This window comes from Pseudomonas pohangensis, from assembly GCF_900105995.1.
Lineage (GTDB): Bacteria > Pseudomonadota > Gammaproteobacteria > Pseudomonadales > Pseudomonadaceae > Aquipseudomonas > Aquipseudomonas pohangensis.
The window spans coordinates 875626-893659 of record NZ_LT629785.1; the positions used below are offsets into that span (position 1 = coordinate 875626).

Genomic DNA, 18034 nt, shown 5'->3' on the forward strand with positions numbered 1-18034 from the left:
GGCTGAGGGGAGTACCCGACTGAACCTTTTTTACTGTTTCAACAAGGACTGCGCATGACTCAACAAGCTCTTCTGCTGGCCAATCTGGGTTCCCCGGCCAGCACCTCGGTGGCGGATGTGCGCAGTTACCTCAACCAGTTTCTGATGGATCCCTATGTCATCGACCTGCCGTGGTTTGTGCGGCGGCTGCTGGTCTCGCTGATCCTGATCAAGCGTCCGGCCCAGTCGGCCCATGCCTACCAGTCGATCTGGTGGCCTGAGGGTTCGCCGCTGGTGGCAATCAGCCGGCAACTGACCGAGGCCATCCGTCCGCTGTGGACCCGGGGGCCGGTGGAGCTGGCCATGCGTTATGGCGAGCCGTCGATCGAAACCAGCCTGCGCCAGCTGGCGGGTCAGGGTATTACCAGCGTCACCTTGGCGCCGCTGTATCCGCAGTTTGCCGACAGCACCACCACCACTGCGCTGGTCGAGGCGCAGCGGGTGATTGCGCAGCACAAGCTGCCGATCAAACTATCTGTGTTGCAGCCTTTTTATGACCAGCCCGAGTATCTCGATGCGCTGGCCGAAAGCGCCCGGCCTTATCTGCAGCAGGGTTTCGACCATCTGCTGCTGAGTTATCACGGCCTGCCGGAGCGCCATCTGCACAAGACCGACCCGACCGGCCAGCATTGCCTGAAGTCGGCCGACTGCTGTCAGCGCGCTGCGGGCAAGGTGCTCGACAGCTGCTACCGCGCCCAGTGCTACAGCGTCAGCAATGCCTTTGCAGCCCGTGCCGGTCTGCGCCCCGATCAGTGGTCGGTATCCTTCCAGTCGCGGCTGGGCCGCGCCAAGTGGATCGAACCCTATACCGAGGCACGACTGAACGAGCTGGCGGGGCAGGGGGTGAAGAAGCTGCTGGTGATGTGCCCGGCGTTTGTCGCCGACTGCATCGAGACGCTGGAGGAAATCGGCATTCGTGGCCGTGAACAGTTCATTGCCGCCGGTGGCGAGGACCTGCAGCTGGTGCCCTGTGTGAATACCCATCCGCAGTGGGTGGACGCGCTGGCGAAGATCTGTGCGCGGGTGCCGCAAGCGCTCTGATCGCGCATTCTTTGCGTGTGCGCTACTTGTCCGGCGTGGCGCCGATCAGTAAGGTTGCGCACCTCAATTTAAAAACGCTGGAGCCAAGCCATGTCCGCCGATCTCGCCCAAATCCGCCAGGTGATGGCTGAAGCCGATTGCCTGTACACCGAAGCGCAGATCGAGGCGGCTATCGACAAGATTGCCGCTGCCATCAACAGCCAGCTGGCCGAGAGCAATCCGGTGGTGTTCTGCGTGATGAACGGCGGCCTGATCTTTACCGGCAAGCTGCTGCCCAAACTGGATTTCCCGTTGGAACTGTCCTACCTGCATGCCAGCCGCTACCGCAATGAAACCAGCGGCGGCGACCTGTTCTGGAAGGCCAAGCCGGAAATTTCCTTTATCGACCGCGATGTACTGATCATCGACGACATCCTCGATGAAGGGCACACCCTGGGCGCCATCATCGATTTCTGCCGGCATGCCGGCGCCAGCAAGGTGTATACCGCCGTGCTGATCGACAAGGACCACCAGCGCAAGGCGCGCCCGGACCTGCAAGCCGACTTCATCGGCCTGCCGTGCATCGACCGCTTCATCTTCGGCTATGGCATGGATTACAAGGGCTACTGGCGCAATGCACCGGGCATTTTTGCGGTGAAAGGGCTTTAATCTCAGCGGAACCCGCAGGCTGATCAGGCGCCGTTGTCTGGTGCCTCGGTGAGCGCCTGTTCCGCAGGCAGCCCCAGCCACTGCAGGGCCTTCACCCGTGCCTGCGGCAGATTTTGCCGGTAGGCCAGCCGGCCGCCTTCGCGGTGCACGCCGGCGTGCCGCAGCTTCAGCCGGACGTTGGCCGAGGTGCCGACCAGAATCAGGCCGATATTCTGGCGCTGGTACTCGTGCAGCAGGTTTTCCAGCGAGGCCAGAGCCGTCATGTCGAGCATCTGCACGGCACTCATTTCGACGATCACCACCCGTACGTCCGGATTCAGCCGGCGCAGCACGCTGAGGGCTTTTTCCGCCGCACCAAAGAACAGCGGGCCGCGAATGGCGTAGGCCAGCACCTGTTCCGGGAGGTTTTCCAGCGCCTGATGGAAGTGTCTGGGCAAGGGCGCGGTATCGGTCAGGTCACTCATGCGCTTGATGAACAGGCCGGCTGCCAGCAGCAGGCCGACGCCCACTGCCAGCACCATGTCGAACAGCACGGTGAGCAGCAGGCAGGTGAGCAGCACCAGCACATCGCTGCGTGGTGCGATGCGCAGTGTGTGCAGCACATGCGGTGGTTCGCTCATGTTCCAGGCGACCATCAGCAGCAGTGCCGCCATGGCCGCCATCGGCAGGTAACTGAACAGCGGCGCCAGCAGCAGGATGGCCAGCAGCACCACCCCGGCGTGGGTGATGGCGGCTATGGGCGAGAAGGCGCCGGCGCGGATATTCGCCGCGCTGCGGGCGATGGCCGCGGTGGCGGTGATGCCGCCGAACAGCGGGGCAACCAGATTGCCCAGACCTTGCCCGAGCAGTTCGCCATTCGGGTCGTGTTTGCTGCCGGTCATGCCATCGGCGACTACCGCACACAGCAGCGACTCGATGGCGCCGAGCATGGCGATGGCAAAAGCCGGCGCGAGCAACTGGCGGACCAGCTGGAAGGTCAGCTCAAGCGGTTGGCCATCCGGCCCGGGCAGTTGCCAGGGCCAGGCGAAGTCCGGCAGAAACGGTGGAATGCCCGGATGGCTGACGCCGTCGAGTACATAGGAAAAACGTTCGCCGAGAGTCGCCACCGGCAGGTTGAAGCGTTCCAGCAACAGGCCGAGCAAGGCGCCGGCGGCCAGCGCGATCAGGTGGGCGGGAATTTTCGGCACCCAGCGCGGCCAGACAATCAGAATTGCCAGACAGGCAACGCCGACCAGCAAGTCGCCGGGCTGCAGGCCTGGCAGTGCCTGCAGTAATAGATGGAGCTGATCGAGATAATGCTGGGGTGGGCGGTCCAGTTGCAGACCCAGCAGGTCCTTGATCTGCAGGGTGGCGATGACGATGCCGATGCCGGCGGTAAAACCCAGGGTGACCGGGTAGGGGATGAATTCGATCAGCTTGCCGGCGCGCAACAGGCCCATGGCCAGCAGGATCAGACCGGCCATGCTGGTACACAGCAACAGGCCGCCAATCCCGAATTTCTGCGTGATCGGCAACAGGATCACCACAAAGGCGGCGGTCGGGCCGGAAACATTGAAGCGTGAGCCGCCGGTCAGGGCGATCAGCGGCGCGGCTACCAGAATGGTGTACAAGCCGTGTTGCGGTGCGACCCCCACCGCAATCGCCAGCGCCATGGCCAGCGGAATGGCGATAATACCGACCGTCAGCCCGGCGATCAGGTCGCCGCGCAGTTTTTGCAGGGTGAAACCAGCCCTTCGGGATTGTTGAAGCGCAGCAAACAATGCAGGCAATTGCATGAAACCTCCCGGTTGGTCAGGCCCGATTGTACGCCAGCAGACCGCTGCCGGGCCTTAGGCAATTAGTCGGAACCCTGCGTTGAGCCTGGCCGGCCACGGCGCTAAACTGCCTGCCCTCGAGAATGCGCCAAGGTAAATCGCAATGCGTAAAGACAAGAAGCAGATCATCGGTGAAGAGATCAGCGACGACATGATCAAGGTGTACCTCGGCGCGGAGCCGGCGGATGCCACGCCGCCAGCCCTGCACAAGCTGATCAAGGCCTATCGTGGCTTGCGCGTGGGTGATTTCGAGCGTTTTGTCGGCTTTTTCCTCGAGGCCGGTTATTCGCTGGAAGCCCGTGATGCCGGCGGCAAGGACTTCGTCGAGCTGATTCAGGACCAGCGTCAGGCCGAACCCTACATAGAGGTGATTCGCGCGGCGCGCGGTTAACTTGATCAGATTGTTCCGGGCTATCTCACGTTCACGTGTGGTAGTTATGTACATGCTCTTGCAAAAGCTTTTGCAGGAGCGGCATGGGCCGCGATAGGGCATCAGGCACCACATCGCGGGCAAGCCCGCTCCTACGATAGTCTTGTTTGAGTCCAGGTGCTTGATCTGCAAATTGCACGAATCGGGCCTGCCGGAAAGTCGCTGGAGATAGTCGATGCGCAAGCAGGATACGGACATCGGTGACCCCTACTCTGTCGAAGGTCCGACAACGGCCTGGTACCTGCTGCAGTGCAAGCCAAGGCAGGATGCCCGCGCCGAGGAGAATCTGCGGCGTCAGGGCTACAGCTGTTTTCGACCGCTGCTGCAACGGGAAAAGCTCAGCGGCGGACGCATTCAAAAGGTCGAAGAGTCATTGTTTCCCGGCTATCTGTTCATCCAGCTGGATGCGCAGAGCAACTGGGCACCGCTGCGCTCGACCCGTGGCGTGAGCCGTCTGGTGGTATTCAGCGGCTATCCCTTGCCGGTTCCGGCCGGGCTGATCGAGCAATTGCGTCTGCGCTCGCAGCAGGTCAGCGGGCAAGCAGCGGTACCGGTGCTGAAAAGCGGAGAGAAAGTGCGCATCACCGAAGGCCCGTTTGCCGAGCTGGAAGCGATTTTCCACAGCATGGACGGCCTGCAACGTGCGGTATTGTTGCTGAACATGCTCAACCGCCAGCAGAAGATCCATCTGCCGCTGAGCAGTCTGAGCAAAGACTGAGTCTGGCCATTCAATCAGCCTTGAATCAACCAGATTGCCATCACGCACCTCGCCAATATGCTGGCGAGGTGAGCGGCTTTATGCGCGATGCGGGTTATTTGGCTGCGACGGTTTTGCGGCTTCGGCTGGGCTTGCTGGCTGCTGCTTTTGCCGGGGCTTTCCTGCGCGGGGCGGCAGGTGCTTTGGCTGCTGCGGGCTTTTCAAGGGCTGCCGGGGCGCCGGTTTCCAGCTCGAGGCTGCGCTTGAGCAATTCGGCGTGGGCGTCCTGCATGTACTTGCCCAGGTCGGCGATGTCCGGCATCAGCCGGCGACAGGCGATCAGGCCGAAATCCAGCCAGCCGTTGTAGCTCTGCAGGGTGATGTTCAGGCCCATGCCGTGGTAGGGAATCGACACCGGGAAGGTGCTGATCTGCTTGGCGCCGGCAAAGTACAGGGTCATGTTCGGTCCCGGTACGTTGGAGATCACCACGTTGGCTATCGGCGGCACCGAGTTGGTCAGTCCCGAGCGGGCCAGGATCGCGACTATGCCGCTCATCAGCCAAGGCGCAGCCAGCGACGGGAAGTCGGTCGGCAAGATGGTTTTCACGTCGGAGATGATGGCCTTTACGCCTTCGGCCGAGGCGTGAATGGCCTGCAGGCGCTCCAGCGGATCACGTACCGTGGTGGCCAGGCTCATGCGTGCCATCGACACCTGGTTGGACAGGTCGGTATTGCCTTCCGGACGCAGGCTGACCGGTATCGCCGCCAGCAGTGGCAGGTTCGGCCGGCAACCCAGTTCGGCCAGATAACGGCGCAGGCCTTCGGCGGAAATGGCCATGACCACGTCGTTCAGGCTGACCTTGTTGATCGAGGCGATGCGCTTGCTTTCGGCCAGCGGGATGGAGAAGCGGGCGAAGCTGCGCTGGTTGGTGATCGCCACATTCAGCGGCGTCTTCGGTGCAAACCAGTTCATCCGCTCGCTGCCGTTGCTGCTCTGGTCCTTGGCCGGACGCAGTACCTGCATGGTCTTGCGCAGCAACACCGGCAAGTTTTTCGCCAGCTTCACGGTCTGGCCGATATTGTGCGCCAGACCCGAGGCCGCCAGTTCGGCGATGCCGAAGTTGTCGGTCGGCAGACGCCGGGCGGCACGTGCCGGCTTGACTTTGCGCGGCACCGGCGTGACATCCATGATTGCCTGCATCAGCACCTGGCCGCCCATGCCGTCCAGCGCGGCATGGTGCATTTTCGAGTAGAGCCCGACATAGCGGGTGCCATCGGGAAGATCGTCCGGTACCGGCAAACCGTCGAGCACATACATCTCCCACAGGGGGCGGCTGCGATCGAGCAGGCTGGAGTGCAGGCGTGCGACCAGGCGATCGACCGTGGCGCGGCTGGCCGGTGGCGGTACGATCACGTGACGGATGTGGTGCTCCAGATCGAGGTGTTCGTCCATTACCCAGATCGGGTTGGCCATGTCGAACGGCATGTTGACCAGCTTGCGCTGGAAGATCGGCGCCAGATGCATGCGGCTCTGGATATGTGCGCGCACGTCATCCATGAAATTGCCGGTGTATTCCGGCGGCAACTCGAGAATGCTCAGTCCACCGACATGCATCGGCGTTTCGGGAGTTTCCAGATGCAGGAAGGTTGCGTCCAAACCGCTTAAATGATGCATGGTGTGCCTCTTGTGGGCTGCGTTGGTGTAGTGAGCTTAGTGTGGAAATCCCGCTGCGCGGGTATCCACCGTTTTGTCGCTTGGCCAGCCTGGGGTGGAAAAGGCTGCGCCGTTCTCCACCCCGGCTTGCTTACTTGATTTCCACCGCCAGGCTGTCGTGGATCTTCTGCTGCCACAGTGCCGGCCCGGTGATGTGCACCGACTCGCCCTTGGTGTCGACCGCCACCGTGACCGGCATGTCTTTCACCTCGAACTCGTAGATGGCTTCCATGCCCAGTTCGGGGAAGGCCAGTACGGTGGATTTCTTGATCGCCTGGGACACCAGATACGCCGCGCCACCGACCGCCATCAGGTACACCGCCTTGTTGTCCTTGATCGCTTCGATGGCAATCGGGCCGCGCTCGGACTTGCCGATCATGCCCAGCAGGCCGGTGCTTTCCAGAATCTGCCGGGTGAACTTGTCCATCCGCGTGGCGGTGGTCGGACCAGCCGGGCCAACCACTTCTTCGCGCACCGGATCAACCGGGCCGACGTAATAGATAAAGCGGCCTTTCAGGTCGACCGGCAGCTGCTCGCCCTTGTTCAGCATGTCGACCATGCGCTTGTGCGCGGCGTCGCGGCCGGTGAGCATCTTGCCGTTGAGCAGCACGGTTTCGCCGGGCTTCCAGCTCTGTACGTCTTCCGGGGTGAGGGTGTCGAGATTGACCCGACGTGCGCTCGGGCCGGCTTCCCAGACGATTTCCGGGTAGGCATCGAGATCCGGCGCTTCCAGTTCGGCAGGTCCCGAGCCGTCGAGCACGAAGTGCGCGTGGCGGGTGGCGGCGCAGTTGGGGATCATGCACACCGGCAGGCTGGCGGCGTGGGTCGGGTAATCCATGATCTTCACGTCGAGCACCGTAGTCAGGCCGCCCAGACCCTGGGCACCGATGCCCAGCTGGTTGACCTTGTCGAACAGCTCCAGACGCAGCTCTTCGATGCGATTGGACGGGCCGCGGGTTTTCAGTTCGTGGATGTCGATGGCGTCCATCAGCACTTCCTTGGCCATCACCGCCGCTTTCTCGGCGGTGCCGCCGATGCCGATGCCGAGCATGCCCGGCGGGCACCAGCCGGCGCCCATGGTTGGCACGGTCTTGAGTACCCAGTCGACGATCGAGTCGGACGGGTTGAGCATGGCCATCTTCGACTTGTTTTCCGAGCCGCCGCCCTTGGCGGCAACGTCCACTTCGACCTTGTCACCGGGGACGATGGAGTAGTGGATGACGGCCGGGGTGTTGTCCTTGGTGTTCTTCCTGCTACCTGCCGGGTCGGCCAGGATCGAGGCACGCAGCACGTTGTCCGGCAGGTTGTAGGCGCGGCGTACGCCTTCATTGATCATGTCGTCGACGCTCATGGTCGCGCCATCCCAGCGCACATCCATGCCGACGCGGATAAAGATGGTGACGATGCCGGTGTCCTGGCAGATCGGCCGGTGGCCGGTAGCGCACATGCGCGAGTTGATCAGGATCTGCGCCATGGCATCACGAGCGGCCGGCGACTCTTCCTTCAGGTAAGCCGCGTGCATGGCCTGGATGAAATCGACGGGGTGGTAATAAGAGATGAACTGCAAGGCGTCGGCGACGCTCTGGATCAGGTCATCCTGCTTGATTACGGTCATGGGCTGGGCTCCTAAAGCGGGGTTTGTGTAGAGAGGCTGACTGGTGGCCGCTGCCGGGCGTTACGGGTGGTCGTAGGGTGGGCTTCAGCCCACCATGATTGGCGGACGAACCCTTGGTGGGCTGAAGCCCACCCTACACAGCCTGCGCAACGCACAATTCCGGATCAGCTATGGCTGTTCAGTATAACGCGGCAGTCAAGTCAGACACAGTCGGTAATAGGTCGTGTAGCCGGGTGGGTTTTTCCCGGAACGGCGGTTAGAGTGGGGCTTTGCTGTCTGGCCCCACCCGCCCAACGGAATGCCCCCCGTGTCCGAACTGCTCATTGCCGGCAAGTCGATCAACGCCGCCGACAACGCCAATCTGCTCGATACCCTGCTGGCTGCTGGTCTGGCGATTCCCTATAGCTGCCGCGCCGGCAGTTGCCATGCCTGCATGGTGCGTTGTACGCAGGGCGAGCTGCTGGATGCAAAGCCGGATGCGCTGTCGCCAGCGCAGCGTGCGGAGGGCTGGCGGCTGGCCTGCCAGAGCCGGATACGCGGTGATCTGGCGCTGGAAGTATTCGATCCGCAACGCGACGGAATTGCCGCACGTATCCACAGCCTGGACTGGCCTGCCCCGGATATCCTGCGCCTGCGCCTGTTGCCGGCGCGCCCGCTGCGCTACAGCGCCGGCCAGCACCTGTTGTTGTGGGGTGCCAGCGGCGTAGTGCGGCCCTATTCGCTGGCCAGCCTGCCCGGCACGGATGAATGGCTGGAGTTCCATATCGATTGCAGTCGGCCGGGCGCGTTCAGTAGTCAGGTCCGGCAGCTGGTTGAGGGTGATCAGCTGGGTCTTGGCGAGCTGCATGGGGGTGGGCTGCATTACGATCCTGACTGGCAGGATCGACCCTTGCTGTTGCTGGCTGCCGGCACCGGTCTGGCGCCGCTCTGGGGGCTGTTGCGCGAAGCGCTGCGGCAGGCGCATCAGGGGCCGATCCGCCTGCTGCATGTGGCCCGTGATCCCGCCAGCCATTATCTGGCTGGCGAACTGGCAGCGCTGACCGAAGCGCATCCCAACCTGCAGGTCGAGTTGCCGGTGCAGGCCGAGCTGGCTGCTGCTTTGGCCAATCTGCAGCTTGCCTCGCGGCAAACCATCGCCTTAGTCTGTGGTTCCCCTGCTGCCGTGGAGCATTTTTCCCGGCGTCTGTATCTGGCCGGCCTGCCGCGATCGCAGCTGTATGCCGATACCTATTTGTCCCGCGCCTCCTGAAAGAGCCGCTAACCGGAGTCTGCATGAGCGAACACATTATTGTTGAACGTGAACCGGGTCTGCTGACCCTGCGCATGAATCGTCTGGACAAGATGAATGCCCTGACCCGGCAGATGTACAGCCAGATGGCGCAGGCACTGAATGCGGCGACTACCGATCGCAGCGTGCAGGCGGTGCTGATTACCGGCAGCGAGAGCTGCTTCACCAGCGGCAATGACCTGATGGATTTCATGAATGCGCCCAAGGCCGGTCTGGGTGGCGAAGTGCTGGAATTCATGCAGGCGCTGTTCGAGTTCAGCAAGCCGGTAGTGGCCGCCGTGTCCGGCCCGGCGGTGGGCATCGGCACCACCATGCTGCTGCACTGCGATTTCGTTTATGTCAGTCAGGATGCGCTATTCAAGATGCCTTTCGTCAAGCTCGGCCTGTGCCCGGAATACGGCTCCAGTCTGATCCTGCCGCGTCTGATCGGTCAGGCCAAAGCCAATGACCTGTTGTTGCTCAGCGAATCCTTTAGCGGTGAACAGGCGGTCGCCTGGGGCATCGCCAACGAGGCGCTGGCCGACGGTGCTGCAACTTTGGCCAAGGCCCGTGAAACCGCCTTGCGCTTGCTCGATCTGGCACCTTCGGCGGTGCAGGTAAGCAAGCGCCTGATGCGCGCACCGGGTCGTGAGGAGTTACGCCAGGTGATCAAGGAGGAGGGCGAACTGTTCGGCGCACGCCTGTCGCACCCGGAAGCCATGGAAGCGATTGCTGCCTTCATGCAAAAGCGCAAACCGGACTTCTCGAAGTTTCTTTGACGCAACCTGGAAACGATCAATTGATGTTGTTGTTTTTGCTCGGTGGGAGCGTCGCCCTCGGCGCGAGCTTTTAATTTGGCAACATCAAGATCAACAACTCGCGCCGGGGGCGACGCTCCCACAACAGCGCATATGGCCAGACAGATTGTTCCCGCGTTTTCGCGTATTAGCACACGCTTGCGGGGTTGACGCACGAGCGTCGAGGGCTGCATTCCCACGCGGAGCGTGGGAACGATCAATAGAGGTGTTATCTGCCACCCAGGTGGGCAAACACTGTGCACGTGCACTGCAGCAGGGCAGAGCGCAGCGGGTAAATTCCAGGTGAGGCCTGGCGCAGTTTTGCCAGGTTATTGAAATTAATACTCTTTTCAGTAAATGCAGAAATCTGGCATGAGTCGTGCTTTGGGTAAAGTGCGAGTCCTCGCGATGCTTGGCACAGGCATCGCTACAGGTCTCACGGTAAATCACCTTTCCGCGACACCAGGAGAATACCGATGAAAAAAGCCACTGTACGCCAGCCCAGAGCAGCATTCACCCCAGCTTTTTCGCCAGCGTTTCTGCAGTCCCTGAGCGATTACTTCGACTCGATGTACTTTGCCAATTAGCTGATAGCACAGCTTGTGCGCGCACCGACAAGGACGTCTGGGCCGCACTCGGCGTGTGGCAACGGTCAGGTTATCTGACAGTTGTTGTGGGAGTGGCGACCCGCCACGAAATGCACAGCTAAAATCGCGCCGGGGGCTCCCACAGCAGCGTATGGTCGGCTCAGACCAGCGGGTCACCCACATGCAGGATCTTCATGGTGTTGCTGCCGCCGATGGTGTGGTAGCTGTCGCCCTTGGTCAGGATCACCCAGTCTCCCGCTTGCACCACACCACGTTTGAGCAGTTCGTCCACCGCGGCCTGGCTGACTTTTTCCGGCGCTAATGCGGCCGGGTCGAACGGCACGGTCTGTACCCCGCGAAACAGCGCGACCCGCGCCTGGGTGGCACGGTGCGGAGAGAAGGCGTAGATCGGCATGGATGAGCGGATGCGCGACATGATCATCGGCGTGTAACCGCTTTCGGTCAGGCAGATAATCGCCTTCACACCGGGGAAGTGATTGGCGGTGTACATCGCCGCCAGCGCAATGCTTTCGTCGCAGCGCTCGAAGCGCCGGCCCAGACGGTGGCTGGAGTTCTGGCTGGTCGGGTGTTTTTCCGCACCCAGGCACACCCGTGCCATCGCCTGCACCGCTTCTACCGGGTATTCACCGGCAGCACTTTCGGCCGAGAGCATCACCGCATCGGTGTAGTCCAGCGCGGCGTTGGCCACATCGGAGACTTCGGCGCGGGTCGGCATCGGGCTGCTGATCATCGACTCCATCATCTGCGTGGCGGTAATCACCACACGGTTCAGGCGGCGGGCGTGGGCGATGATCTTCTTCTGGATACCGACCAGTTCGGCATCACCGATTTCCACCGCCAGATCGCCACGGGCGACCATCACCCCGTCACTGGCCTGGATCAGTGCATCGAGAGTAGCGTCATCGGCCACCGCTTCGGCGCGTTCGATCTTGGCGATCAGCCAGGCACTGCCGCCAGCTTCGTCGCGCAGCCGCCGGGCTTCCTGCATGTCGGCAGCATCGCGGGGGAAGGACACGGCCAGATAATCCAGATCCATGTCAGCCGCGTGCTTGATATCGGCACGATCCTTGTCGGTCAGCGCCGGCGCGGTCAGGCCGCCACCACGGCGATTGATGCCCTTGTGATCGGACAGCGGGCCGCCGATCAGCACGGTACACAACAACTCATCCTTGCCCACCGAGTCGACGCGCATTTCCACACGGCCGTCATCCAGCAGCAGTTCGTCGCCGGCCTTGCAGTCGGTGATCAGGTCCGGGTAATCGATGCACACCACTTCCTGATTGCCGGCCTCGCGCGGGTGGCTGATGGAGAAGCGGAATTTATCGCCGGCTTTCAGTTCGATGCGCTTGTTGGCAAAGCGCGCGATGCGGATCTTCGGCCCCTGCAGGTCACCGAGCAGGGCGACGAAGCGACCGTGTCTGGCGGCAATTTCACGAACCAGTCTGGCGCGAGCCTTGTGGTCATCCGGCGTGCCGTGGGAGAAGTTCAGGCGGGCAACATCCATGCCGGCCAGAATCAGCTGCTCGAGCACTTCGGGAGAACTGCTGGCAGGGCCGAGAGTGGCGACTATCTTGGTGCGACGGAAGGTCATGCAGAAGCTCCATTTTCTGGGGAGAGCCAGAGGCTACACCGCCGTGACCGTGTAGTCACTTTTCTGCGCCACTACTTTTCCGCCCTGCTGTTGAGCACCAGTAAATCGCAATCGACCTCCTCCAGGACACGCTCCGCAGTATTGCCGATCAGCGCCGTATCCAGATGGCTGCGCGATACCGCGCCCATCAGCAGCAGGTCTATCGACTCGCTACGCACGAAGTGCGGAATGACTTCCTCCGGGTAACCCTCCACCAGATGGCTGTACGGGCGGATTTGCGGGTACTGCGTGAGCAGCTGGTCAAACGCCAGATGGCGCTGCTCGGCATTGCTCTTCAGGTATTCCGGGTACTCGGCAACCAGCTTGGCGTCAAACAGCATGGACGGCGGCAGCGGCGCATAGCAGTGCAGGCAATGCGGCTCCAGATCAAGCAACCTGCCCAGTTCGCGGGCGGCAATCAGCAGGCGATGATCGAGCGCGGCCGGTTTGTCGATGCTGTGCAGCGGGTCGACCGCCGCGCAGAGCCGACGATAACCACCGAATGCCCCGTGATGCACCAGCCACACTGGCACCTTGCTGTGGCGGATCAGTTGCCAGCAACTGTTGCTGAGGAACAACCGGCGCAGTGCACCATGATCACTGGCTGCCTTGAACAGCATGTCCGGCTTCAGCTCTGCAGCCCGTGCCAGCACCACTTCGTGCAGTGGTTTGCCCCAGCGAACGCAGGTCTGTACCTGCAGACCTTCCTCGCGCAAAGGCTGCGCGAGGGTTTCCAGCCAGGTCTGGCGTTCCTGCAACAGCTTCTCGCGGGCTTTTTCCCGTGAGCTGGGATTGAACAGGGAGCTGCCTTCCAGCGTGGCGTGATACTCGCAGACCAGCAACTCAAGGGCCGAGCGGCTCTGCCGCGCCAGCCAGACAGCCCGCTCCAGAGCCGGTTGGCTTTGCCTGGTCGGATCGATGACCACCAGCAGCATTTTCAGTTTCATGGCGAATTCTCCGCATCTATTTGTTTCATTGCACTGCAAAACCGGCAGGCGCTGCTTGATCTGTATCAGTCAGAGTGATCCCTGTCCGGATTGTCTGTAGGAGCGGGCTTGCCCGCGATTCAGGTCTGATCAATCGGTCGCGGGCAAGCCCGCTCCTGTGAATACTTCTGACTCCGGCGTGGGAACGATATCAATGTAGGCTGGGCTTCAGCCCACCGATATCCTGCCCGACTGCTTAATGGTGGGCTGAAGCCGCCCTACACAAACGTGGGTTGCCGGATTAAGCTGGTTGTTCACCGGCTGGAGACCTGCCAATGCGCCGCCTGATCATCCTGATGCTGCTGCTTGCCCCGCTTACCGGCTGGGGCGAGATCTATCGCTGGACCGATGCCAGCGGCCGGGTGCACTTCGGTGAACAGCCCGGGCCGGGGGGCGAAGCCATAGAGGTCAAGCCGCAGGTGATCGAGCGTGATGCGGCAACCCGGCAGAGTCAGGAGCGTTTACAGAAGGTGCTGGATGCCCGCAAGCAGGAGCAGACAGCAGCCGCCCAGAAGCAGGCCGGCATCACGGCAAAGCGTAATGAAGAGTGCGCCAAACTGCGCCAGACGCTGGAAAATCTCGGCCATGGTGGCCTCTATTTCAGCGATGATGCCAATGGCGAACGCACATTTTATAGTGACCAACAGGTAGAGGTGGCACGCAGCAAGGTGGCCAGCCAGTTTGCCGCCAAGTGCCAGTGAAGAAAGAGCATGTCCCGGTTACGTGTAGGCTAAACCATTGCTGGCCGTAGGGTGGGTTTCAGCCCACCATTAAACAGTCGAGTACAGTCTTGGTGGGCTGAAGCCCACCCTACGGGCGCCGGACAAAACTTGGCCAGCAATACGAATAAGCCCTGCGCCGGCAAGCGAGAAGCTGAATGTCTGAACAGCGCCGCATCGAAAGACAGCAGTTGGTGCACTATTTACAGGTGTTCAACTGCATTACCGGCAAGCCCGTCGGCAGTATCGGCAATATCTCGCCGGATGGCCTGATGCTGGTCAGTCCGTTGCCGATGCTGGTGGGTGCGCGCTTTGCGTTGCGCGTTAAGATACCGGAGGAGGGCGGGGCGCTGCGCTGCATCGACTTCCAGGCCGATTGCCAATGGAGTCGCGAAGACGTGACTCCGGGTACCTTCGACTCTGGTTTTGCCCTGGTGGAACCGCCGGCGGACTATGTGCAGATGGTCGCAGTGCTGCATGACTACTTCCGTTTTGTGCCTGAAATTTCTTCCTGAGCGAATGGTTTCTCCCCATAGCCTTGAATGCGCGCGGGCTTTCGATCCGGCCCGCTATTTCCGCTTTCACAGTTAGATGTCAGGTTGCGCGCGTACCAGCCCCGTGGTTCTTGGCTTCGCCTTGAAGGCAAATACCTTTAAGATGTTGCAGCGGCAGGAAGTCGCGTGAAATACCCGCCCGGAATGAATCCACTCAACTATTAATCGCCTGTTTTATTGACGGACGGGCGTGTGCGATTGCATGGCCGGGGCAAGACACAACGCCAGCGTTTTCAAGATCTGACGCCAAATCTTGGGGCGGTAGCGTGTCTGAAGGGGTTAAGATGGCAGAATTACAGTCATTGATAGTGTCGGCAGTGTAACCTTGCCCACAATATCCTGCGCGGCAGGAAAATTCTGTGCAGTCAGACACAGGCTAACCAACAGTTTCAGCCAGCGATCAAAAGACGTGCTTGCGGGCGGGTCGGCAACACAAGTGAGGATGCTCATGATGACAAGAACCTTTACCAGTCTTTCCCTGCTTCTGGCACTGACCTGCACCCAGGCGTATGCCGATCAGGCGACTTACGAAGGGCTTAAAGCCGCCGGAGTAAAACTGACCGGACAGCAGGCACAGGAAGTTGCCGAAGCCGAGACAGAGGCTTTGCCTGAGGTAATTGCCAGTCTGGTCGCGGCCAATCCCGCAGCAGCCCCGACCATCGTGGCTACCGCCGTTTGCACCGCGCCTGATCAGGCACAGACCATCCCGCCAGCAGCGGTGAGCGAGTTACCCGAGCAAGCGGAAGCGATCAACGCCGAAGTGGCGCTGGGTTGCCCGGCCTTTGCTGATGATGAAGTGCTTGGCCGGGGCCTGGCTGCCCCCACATCCAGTATCCCCAGCGGTGGTGGTGCCGGCGGTGGCGAACTGGCCAGCCCCAACTGATACTCATCTGCCAATTACAATAATTGATATTTTTTTCGCTGAACAAAGCGCTGCATCAGCAACACTTGGGGATTTTTATGCGTTGTAAGTTGATCAACTGCTCTTCGATAGCAGCTATTTCAGCAGTGCTGGCTACCAATGCCTGGGCCATCGAGCCGGAAAGCATCCGCTTTGGTGATGGTCTGAAATTCACCCCGACGCTGAAAACCGAAGAGCGTTATGACGACAATATCCGTGCGGAGGAATACAACACTCAATCCTCCTGGGTAACGGCCATTTCGCCGACCTTCAAGTTGTCCACCGAAAACCGGAACAGCGCCTATGCACTGACCTATTCGCTGGACAATGAAAATTACGCCTCCAGCCACAACGATGACCACACCGACCATCATGTCGATCTCGATGCCGGCTTCCAGTTCGATGTGCGCAACAAGCTGCGGCTGAATGCCGGTTACGACAAGGTCGAGACCATCGCCAACGACGATTACATCGATTCAGACAACGGCAATATCGTGCCGCTGGGCAATAGCGGCGAACCGGCCAAGTACACCCAGACCAATGCCGGTGGTGTCTACACCTACGGTGCCAGCAGCGCGTTGATGCAGCTCGAACTGGCGGCCGATTACCAGCAGTGGCGTTATCAGAACAGCAACGGCTTCAACGACGATCAGGAATACGATGCCCTGCCGCTGCGGGCCACCGGTTTCTATCGCATCGCGCCGAAAACCCGTCTGCTGCTCGAAGGCCGCCACACCCATTACGACTACGTCAAAGACAACGACCAGAACAGCGACAACAATGCCGTACTGGGTGGCGTAACCTGGGATGCCACTGCAAAAACCAGCGGCACCATCAAGATCGGTGCCGAGCAGAAGAGTTACGACAACGGCTATTACAACGACGAAAACAACAGCACCTGGGAAGCGGGTGTTCAGTGGAAACCGCGGACTTACTCCACCTTCAGTCTGAATACCAATCAGAGCTTTCAGCAGGGCACTGACGGCGCCGGCGCCATCGACTCGCAAACCACCAGCCTGAGCTGGAGTCACGCCTGGCTGGAGCGTCTGAGCTCGGATGTCAGCTACAGCTACACCAGCAATGACTATCAGGGCACCAGTCAGCAGGATTACATCGACATCGTCGGTGTTGGTCTGACCTATCAGATGCGCCGCTGGCTGGATATCGGTGTTGGCTACAAGTACGCCACCGATGACTCCAACGAGCCTGGGCAGAGTTATAACCGCAACATCTTTTCGGTCAGCTTCACCGCCGGTCTGTAAAACGCTACCTACCCATCTGTAGGAGCGAGCTTGCTCGCGATAACTGCATGGATGCCCGGCTCGAATCAGGCAACTCAAGCGCATCGCGAGCAAGCTCGCTCCTACACAAAAGCGTGCAACAGCATCAAAGTAGGCTGGGCTTCAACCACAGGGGGGCGTAGCTCCCCTTTGCATTTCAACGATTCACAAGAGCAACCCGGATCTATGGTCATTCGCACTTTACTCAGCCTGATGCTTGGCCTGCTGCTATTCGCCAGCGGAGTTGCGCTTGCGGAAGGCAATTCCTCGTACAAACTGGCGTCAGGCGATGTCATCAGCATCAATGTGTTCGGCGAGCCGGACCTGAGTTTCAAGGAGCTGCGCCTTACCGATGCCGGCAGCTTCTCCTATCCCTTTATCGGTGAAGTGCAGGCCAAGGGAAAAACCGCAGCAGAAATCGAGCAACTGATCATAAGCAGACTCAAGGGTGACTATCTGGTCGACCCGCGGGTATCCGTCAGCGTGCTGAAATACCGCGAGTTCTTTATCAGTGGTGAAGTGAAAGCACCCGGCGCCTACCCATTCCAGCCCGGCCTGACCCTGCGTCGCGCTGTGGCGCTGGCCGGCGGCCTGACCGAGCGCGCCTCCGAAGGGCGCATCAGTATCATCCGTGACAACAACCCTGACCGCACACCGGAACCGGCAACTCTCGACACCGCCGTCATGCCCGGTGACTCGATCAATATCGACCAGGGGTTTTTCTGAGGCTATGTCGTAGGGTGGGATTTAGCCCACCGTACTCTGGTGCAGTTGCCATGGTGGGCTGAAGCCCACCCTACGCAAAAGCAAAAAGCGCGCGCCGGAGCTGAAGCCACGGGCACCAAGCCGCAGCGTTTTTGTAGGAGCGTGCTTGCCCGCGAATGTTTCAGCGGATACTGCAATCGCGTAATGCGGCGACAGATCAATAGCATCGCAGGCAAGCCAGCTCCTACGGAAGTAGAAGGCGCGCACCGGAGCTGAAGCCACAGGCACCATGCCGCAGCGTTTTTGTAGGAGCGGGCTTGCCCGCGAATGTTGCAGCGGATACTGCAATCACGTAAGCAGGCAACAGATCAATAGCATCGCAGGCAAGCCAGCTCCTACGGAAGTAGAAAGCGCGCACCGGAGCTGAAGCCACAGGCACCAAGCCGCAACGTTTTTGTAGGAGCGGGCTTGCCCGCGAATGTTGCAGCGGATACTGCAATTGCGTAAGCAGGCAACAGATCAATAGCATCGCAGGCAAGCCGGCTCCTACAAGAGCCAAAGATTGCACCGGGGCGCCGCGCCCACGAAG

16 protein-coding genes are annotated in these 18034 nt (G+C 60.8%); 11 read left to right on the forward strand and 5 right to left on the reverse strand.

Annotated features, from left to right (window positions below; translation table 11 throughout):
- Window positions 1-54: 54 nt before the first annotated feature.
- Window positions 55-1080 carry a ferrochelatase gene (hemH, locus tag BLT89_RS04165; RefSeq protein ID WP_090193238.1) on the forward strand — a complete coding sequence of 342 codons (1026 nt, stop codon included), beginning with the start codon at window positions 55-57 and terminating at the stop codon, window positions 1078-1080.
- A gap of 90 nt (window positions 1081-1170) precedes the next feature.
- Window positions 1171-1728 (forward strand): hypoxanthine-guanine phosphoribosyltransferase, encoded by a 558-nt coding sequence (locus BLT89_RS04170; protein ID WP_090193239.1) that lies wholly within the window; start codon window positions 1171-1173, stop codon window positions 1726-1728.
- Between the two features lie 23 nt (window positions 1729-1751).
- Here the strand turns inward: BLT89_RS04170 and dauA are convergent, their stop codons facing one another.
- The gene (gene dauA, locus BLT89_RS04175; RefSeq protein ID WP_090193240.1) at window positions 1752-3503 is read right to left on the reverse strand and encodes a C4-dicarboxylic acid transporter DauA; all 1752 of its coding nucleotides are present in this window, start codon (window positions 3501-3503) and stop codon (window positions 1752-1754) included.
- A 142-nt stretch (window positions 3504-3645) separates the two neighbouring features.
- Here dauA and BLT89_RS04180 point away from each other — a divergent pair, with 142 nt between their 5' ends.
- Together BLT89_RS04180 and rfaH are read left to right on the forward strand one after the other, a co-directional pair.
- A complete protein-coding gene (locus tag BLT89_RS04180) occupies window positions 3646-3933 on the forward strand; it encodes a PA4642 family protein (protein WP_090193241.1) in 288 nt (95 codons plus the stop codon).
- Between the two features lie 214 nt (window positions 3934-4147).
- Window positions 4148-4690, forward strand: a complete 543-nt coding sequence (rfaH, locus tag BLT89_RS04185) for a transcription/translation regulatory transformer protein RfaH (RefSeq protein ID WP_090193242.1) — start codon at window positions 4148-4150, stop codon at window positions 4688-4690.
- Window positions 4691-4784: 94 nt separating this feature from the next.
- On the opposite strand, the gene BLT89_RS04190 is transcribed toward rfaH, so the two are convergent.
- Window positions 4785-6344, reverse strand: a complete 1560-nt coding sequence (locus BLT89_RS04190; protein ID WP_090193243.1) for a WS/DGAT/MGAT family O-acyltransferase — start codon at window positions 6342-6344, stop codon at window positions 4785-4787.
- A 130-nt stretch (window positions 6345-6474) separates the two neighbouring features.
- Window positions 6475-7998 (reverse strand): fumarate hydratase, encoded by a 1524-nt coding sequence (locus BLT89_RS04195; protein ID WP_090193244.1) that lies wholly within the window; start codon window positions 7996-7998, stop codon window positions 6475-6477.
- Between the two features lie 298 nt (window positions 7999-8296).
- Between BLT89_RS04195 and BLT89_RS04200 the strand changes: the two genes are divergently transcribed.
- The gene (locus BLT89_RS04200; protein WP_090193245.1) at window positions 8297-9247 is read left to right on the forward strand and encodes an iron-sulfur-binding ferredoxin reductase; all 951 of its coding nucleotides are present in this window, start codon (window positions 8297-8299) and stop codon (window positions 9245-9247) included.
- 23 nt (window positions 9248-9270) lie between these two features.
- Window positions 9271-10044 carry an enoyl-CoA hydratase gene (locus tag BLT89_RS04205; protein WP_090193246.1) on the forward strand — a complete coding sequence of 258 codons (774 nt, stop codon included), beginning with the start codon at window positions 9271-9273 and terminating at the stop codon, window positions 10042-10044.
- Window positions 10045-10809: 765 nt separating this feature from the next.
- Here BLT89_RS04205 and pyk read toward each other — a convergent pair.
- A complete protein-coding gene (gene pyk / locus BLT89_RS04210) occupies window positions 10810-12261 on the reverse strand; it encodes a pyruvate kinase (protein ID WP_090193247.1) in 1452 nt (483 codons plus the stop codon).
- 71 nt (window positions 12262-12332) lie between these two features.
- Window positions 12333-13247, reverse strand: coding sequence for a universal stress protein (locus BLT89_RS04215; protein ID WP_090193248.1), 915 nt, complete (start codon window positions 13245-13247; stop codon window positions 12333-12335).
- Between the two features lie 314 nt (window positions 13248-13561).
- On the opposite strand from BLT89_RS04215, the gene BLT89_RS04220 reads away from it, so the two are divergent.
- The 5 genes from BLT89_RS04220 (at window position 13562) to BLT89_RS04240 (ending at window position 17466) form a co-directional block, all read left to right on the forward strand.
- A complete protein-coding gene (locus BLT89_RS04220; protein ID WP_090193249.1) occupies window positions 13562-13987 on the forward strand; it encodes a DUF4124 domain-containing protein in 426 nt (141 codons plus the stop codon).
- Between the two features lie 176 nt (window positions 13988-14163).
- Window positions 14164-14520, forward strand: coding sequence for a pilus assembly protein PilZ (locus BLT89_RS04225; RefSeq protein ID WP_090193250.1), 357 nt, complete (start codon window positions 14164-14166; stop codon window positions 14518-14520).
- 487 nt (window positions 14521-15007) lie between these two features.
- Window positions 15008-15442, forward strand: a complete 435-nt coding sequence (locus BLT89_RS04230; RefSeq protein ID WP_157718781.1) for a hypothetical protein — start codon at window positions 15008-15010, stop codon at window positions 15440-15442.
- A 77-nt stretch (window positions 15443-15519) separates the two neighbouring features.
- A complete protein-coding gene (locus tag BLT89_RS04235) occupies window positions 15520-16722 on the forward strand; it encodes an outer membrane beta-barrel protein (protein WP_231975059.1) in 1203 nt (400 codons plus the stop codon).
- Between the two features lie 204 nt (window positions 16723-16926).
- Window positions 16927-17466: a polysaccharide biosynthesis/export family protein gene (locus tag BLT89_RS04240; RefSeq protein WP_090193252.1), complete on the forward strand. Its 540-nt coding sequence runs from the start codon at window positions 16927-16929 to the stop codon at window positions 17464-17466.
- The last annotated feature ends 568 nt before the right edge of the window (window positions 17467-18034 follow it).

What these genes read in the sequence shown, in the direction of transcription:
- hemH (WP_090193238.1), top strand. Translation starts at nt 55, where the DNA reads ATGACTCAACAAGCTCTTCTGCTGGCCAATCTGGGTTCCCCGGCCAGC.
- BLT89_RS04170 (WP_090193239.1), top strand. Translation starts at nt 1,171, where the DNA reads ATGTCCGCCGATCTCGCCCAAATCCGCCAGGTGATGGCTGAAGCCGAT.
- dauA (WP_090193240.1), bottom strand. Translation starts at nt 3,503, where the DNA reads ATGCAATTGCCTGCATTGTTTGCTGCGCTTCAACAATCCCGAAGGGCT.
- BLT89_RS04180 (WP_090193241.1), top strand. Translation starts at nt 3,646, where the DNA reads ATGCGTAAAGACAAGAAGCAGATCATCGGTGAAGAGATCAGCGACGAC.
- rfaH (WP_090193242.1), top strand. Translation starts at nt 4,148, where the DNA reads ATGCGCAAGCAGGATACGGACATCGGTGACCCCTACTCTGTCGAAGGT.
- BLT89_RS04190 (WP_090193243.1), bottom strand. Translation starts at nt 6,344, where the DNA reads ATGCATCATTTAAGCGGTTTGGACGCAACCTTCCTGCATCTGGAAACT.
- BLT89_RS04195 (WP_090193244.1), bottom strand. Translation starts at nt 7,998, where the DNA reads ATGACCGTAATCAAGCAGGATGACCTGATCCAGAGCGTCGCCGACGCC.
- BLT89_RS04200 (WP_090193245.1), top strand. Translation starts at nt 8,297, where the DNA reads ATGCCCCCCGTGTCCGAACTGCTCATTGCCGGCAAGTCGATCAACGCC.
- BLT89_RS04205 (WP_090193246.1), top strand. Translation starts at nt 9,271, where the DNA reads ATGAGCGAACACATTATTGTTGAACGTGAACCGGGTCTGCTGACCCTG.
- pyk (WP_090193247.1), bottom strand. Translation starts at nt 12,261, where the DNA reads ATGACCTTCCGTCGCACCAAGATAGTCGCCACTCTCGGCCCTGCCAGC.
- BLT89_RS04215 (WP_090193248.1), bottom strand. Translation starts at nt 13,247, where the DNA reads ATGAAACTGAAAATGCTGCTGGTGGTCATCGATCCGACCAGGCAAAGC.
- BLT89_RS04220 (WP_090193249.1), top strand. Translation starts at nt 13,562, where the DNA reads ATGCGCCGCCTGATCATCCTGATGCTGCTGCTTGCCCCGCTTACCGGC.
- BLT89_RS04225 (WP_090193250.1), top strand. Translation starts at nt 14,164, where the DNA reads ATGTCTGAACAGCGCCGCATCGAAAGACAGCAGTTGGTGCACTATTTA.
- BLT89_RS04230 (WP_157718781.1), top strand. Translation starts at nt 15,008, where the DNA reads ATGATGACAAGAACCTTTACCAGTCTTTCCCTGCTTCTGGCACTGACC.
- BLT89_RS04235 (WP_231975059.1), top strand. Translation starts at nt 15,520, where the DNA reads ATGCGTTGTAAGTTGATCAACTGCTCTTCGATAGCAGCTATTTCAGCA.
- BLT89_RS04240 (WP_090193252.1), top strand. Translation starts at nt 16,927, where the DNA reads ATGGTCATTCGCACTTTACTCAGCCTGATGCTTGGCCTGCTGCTATTC.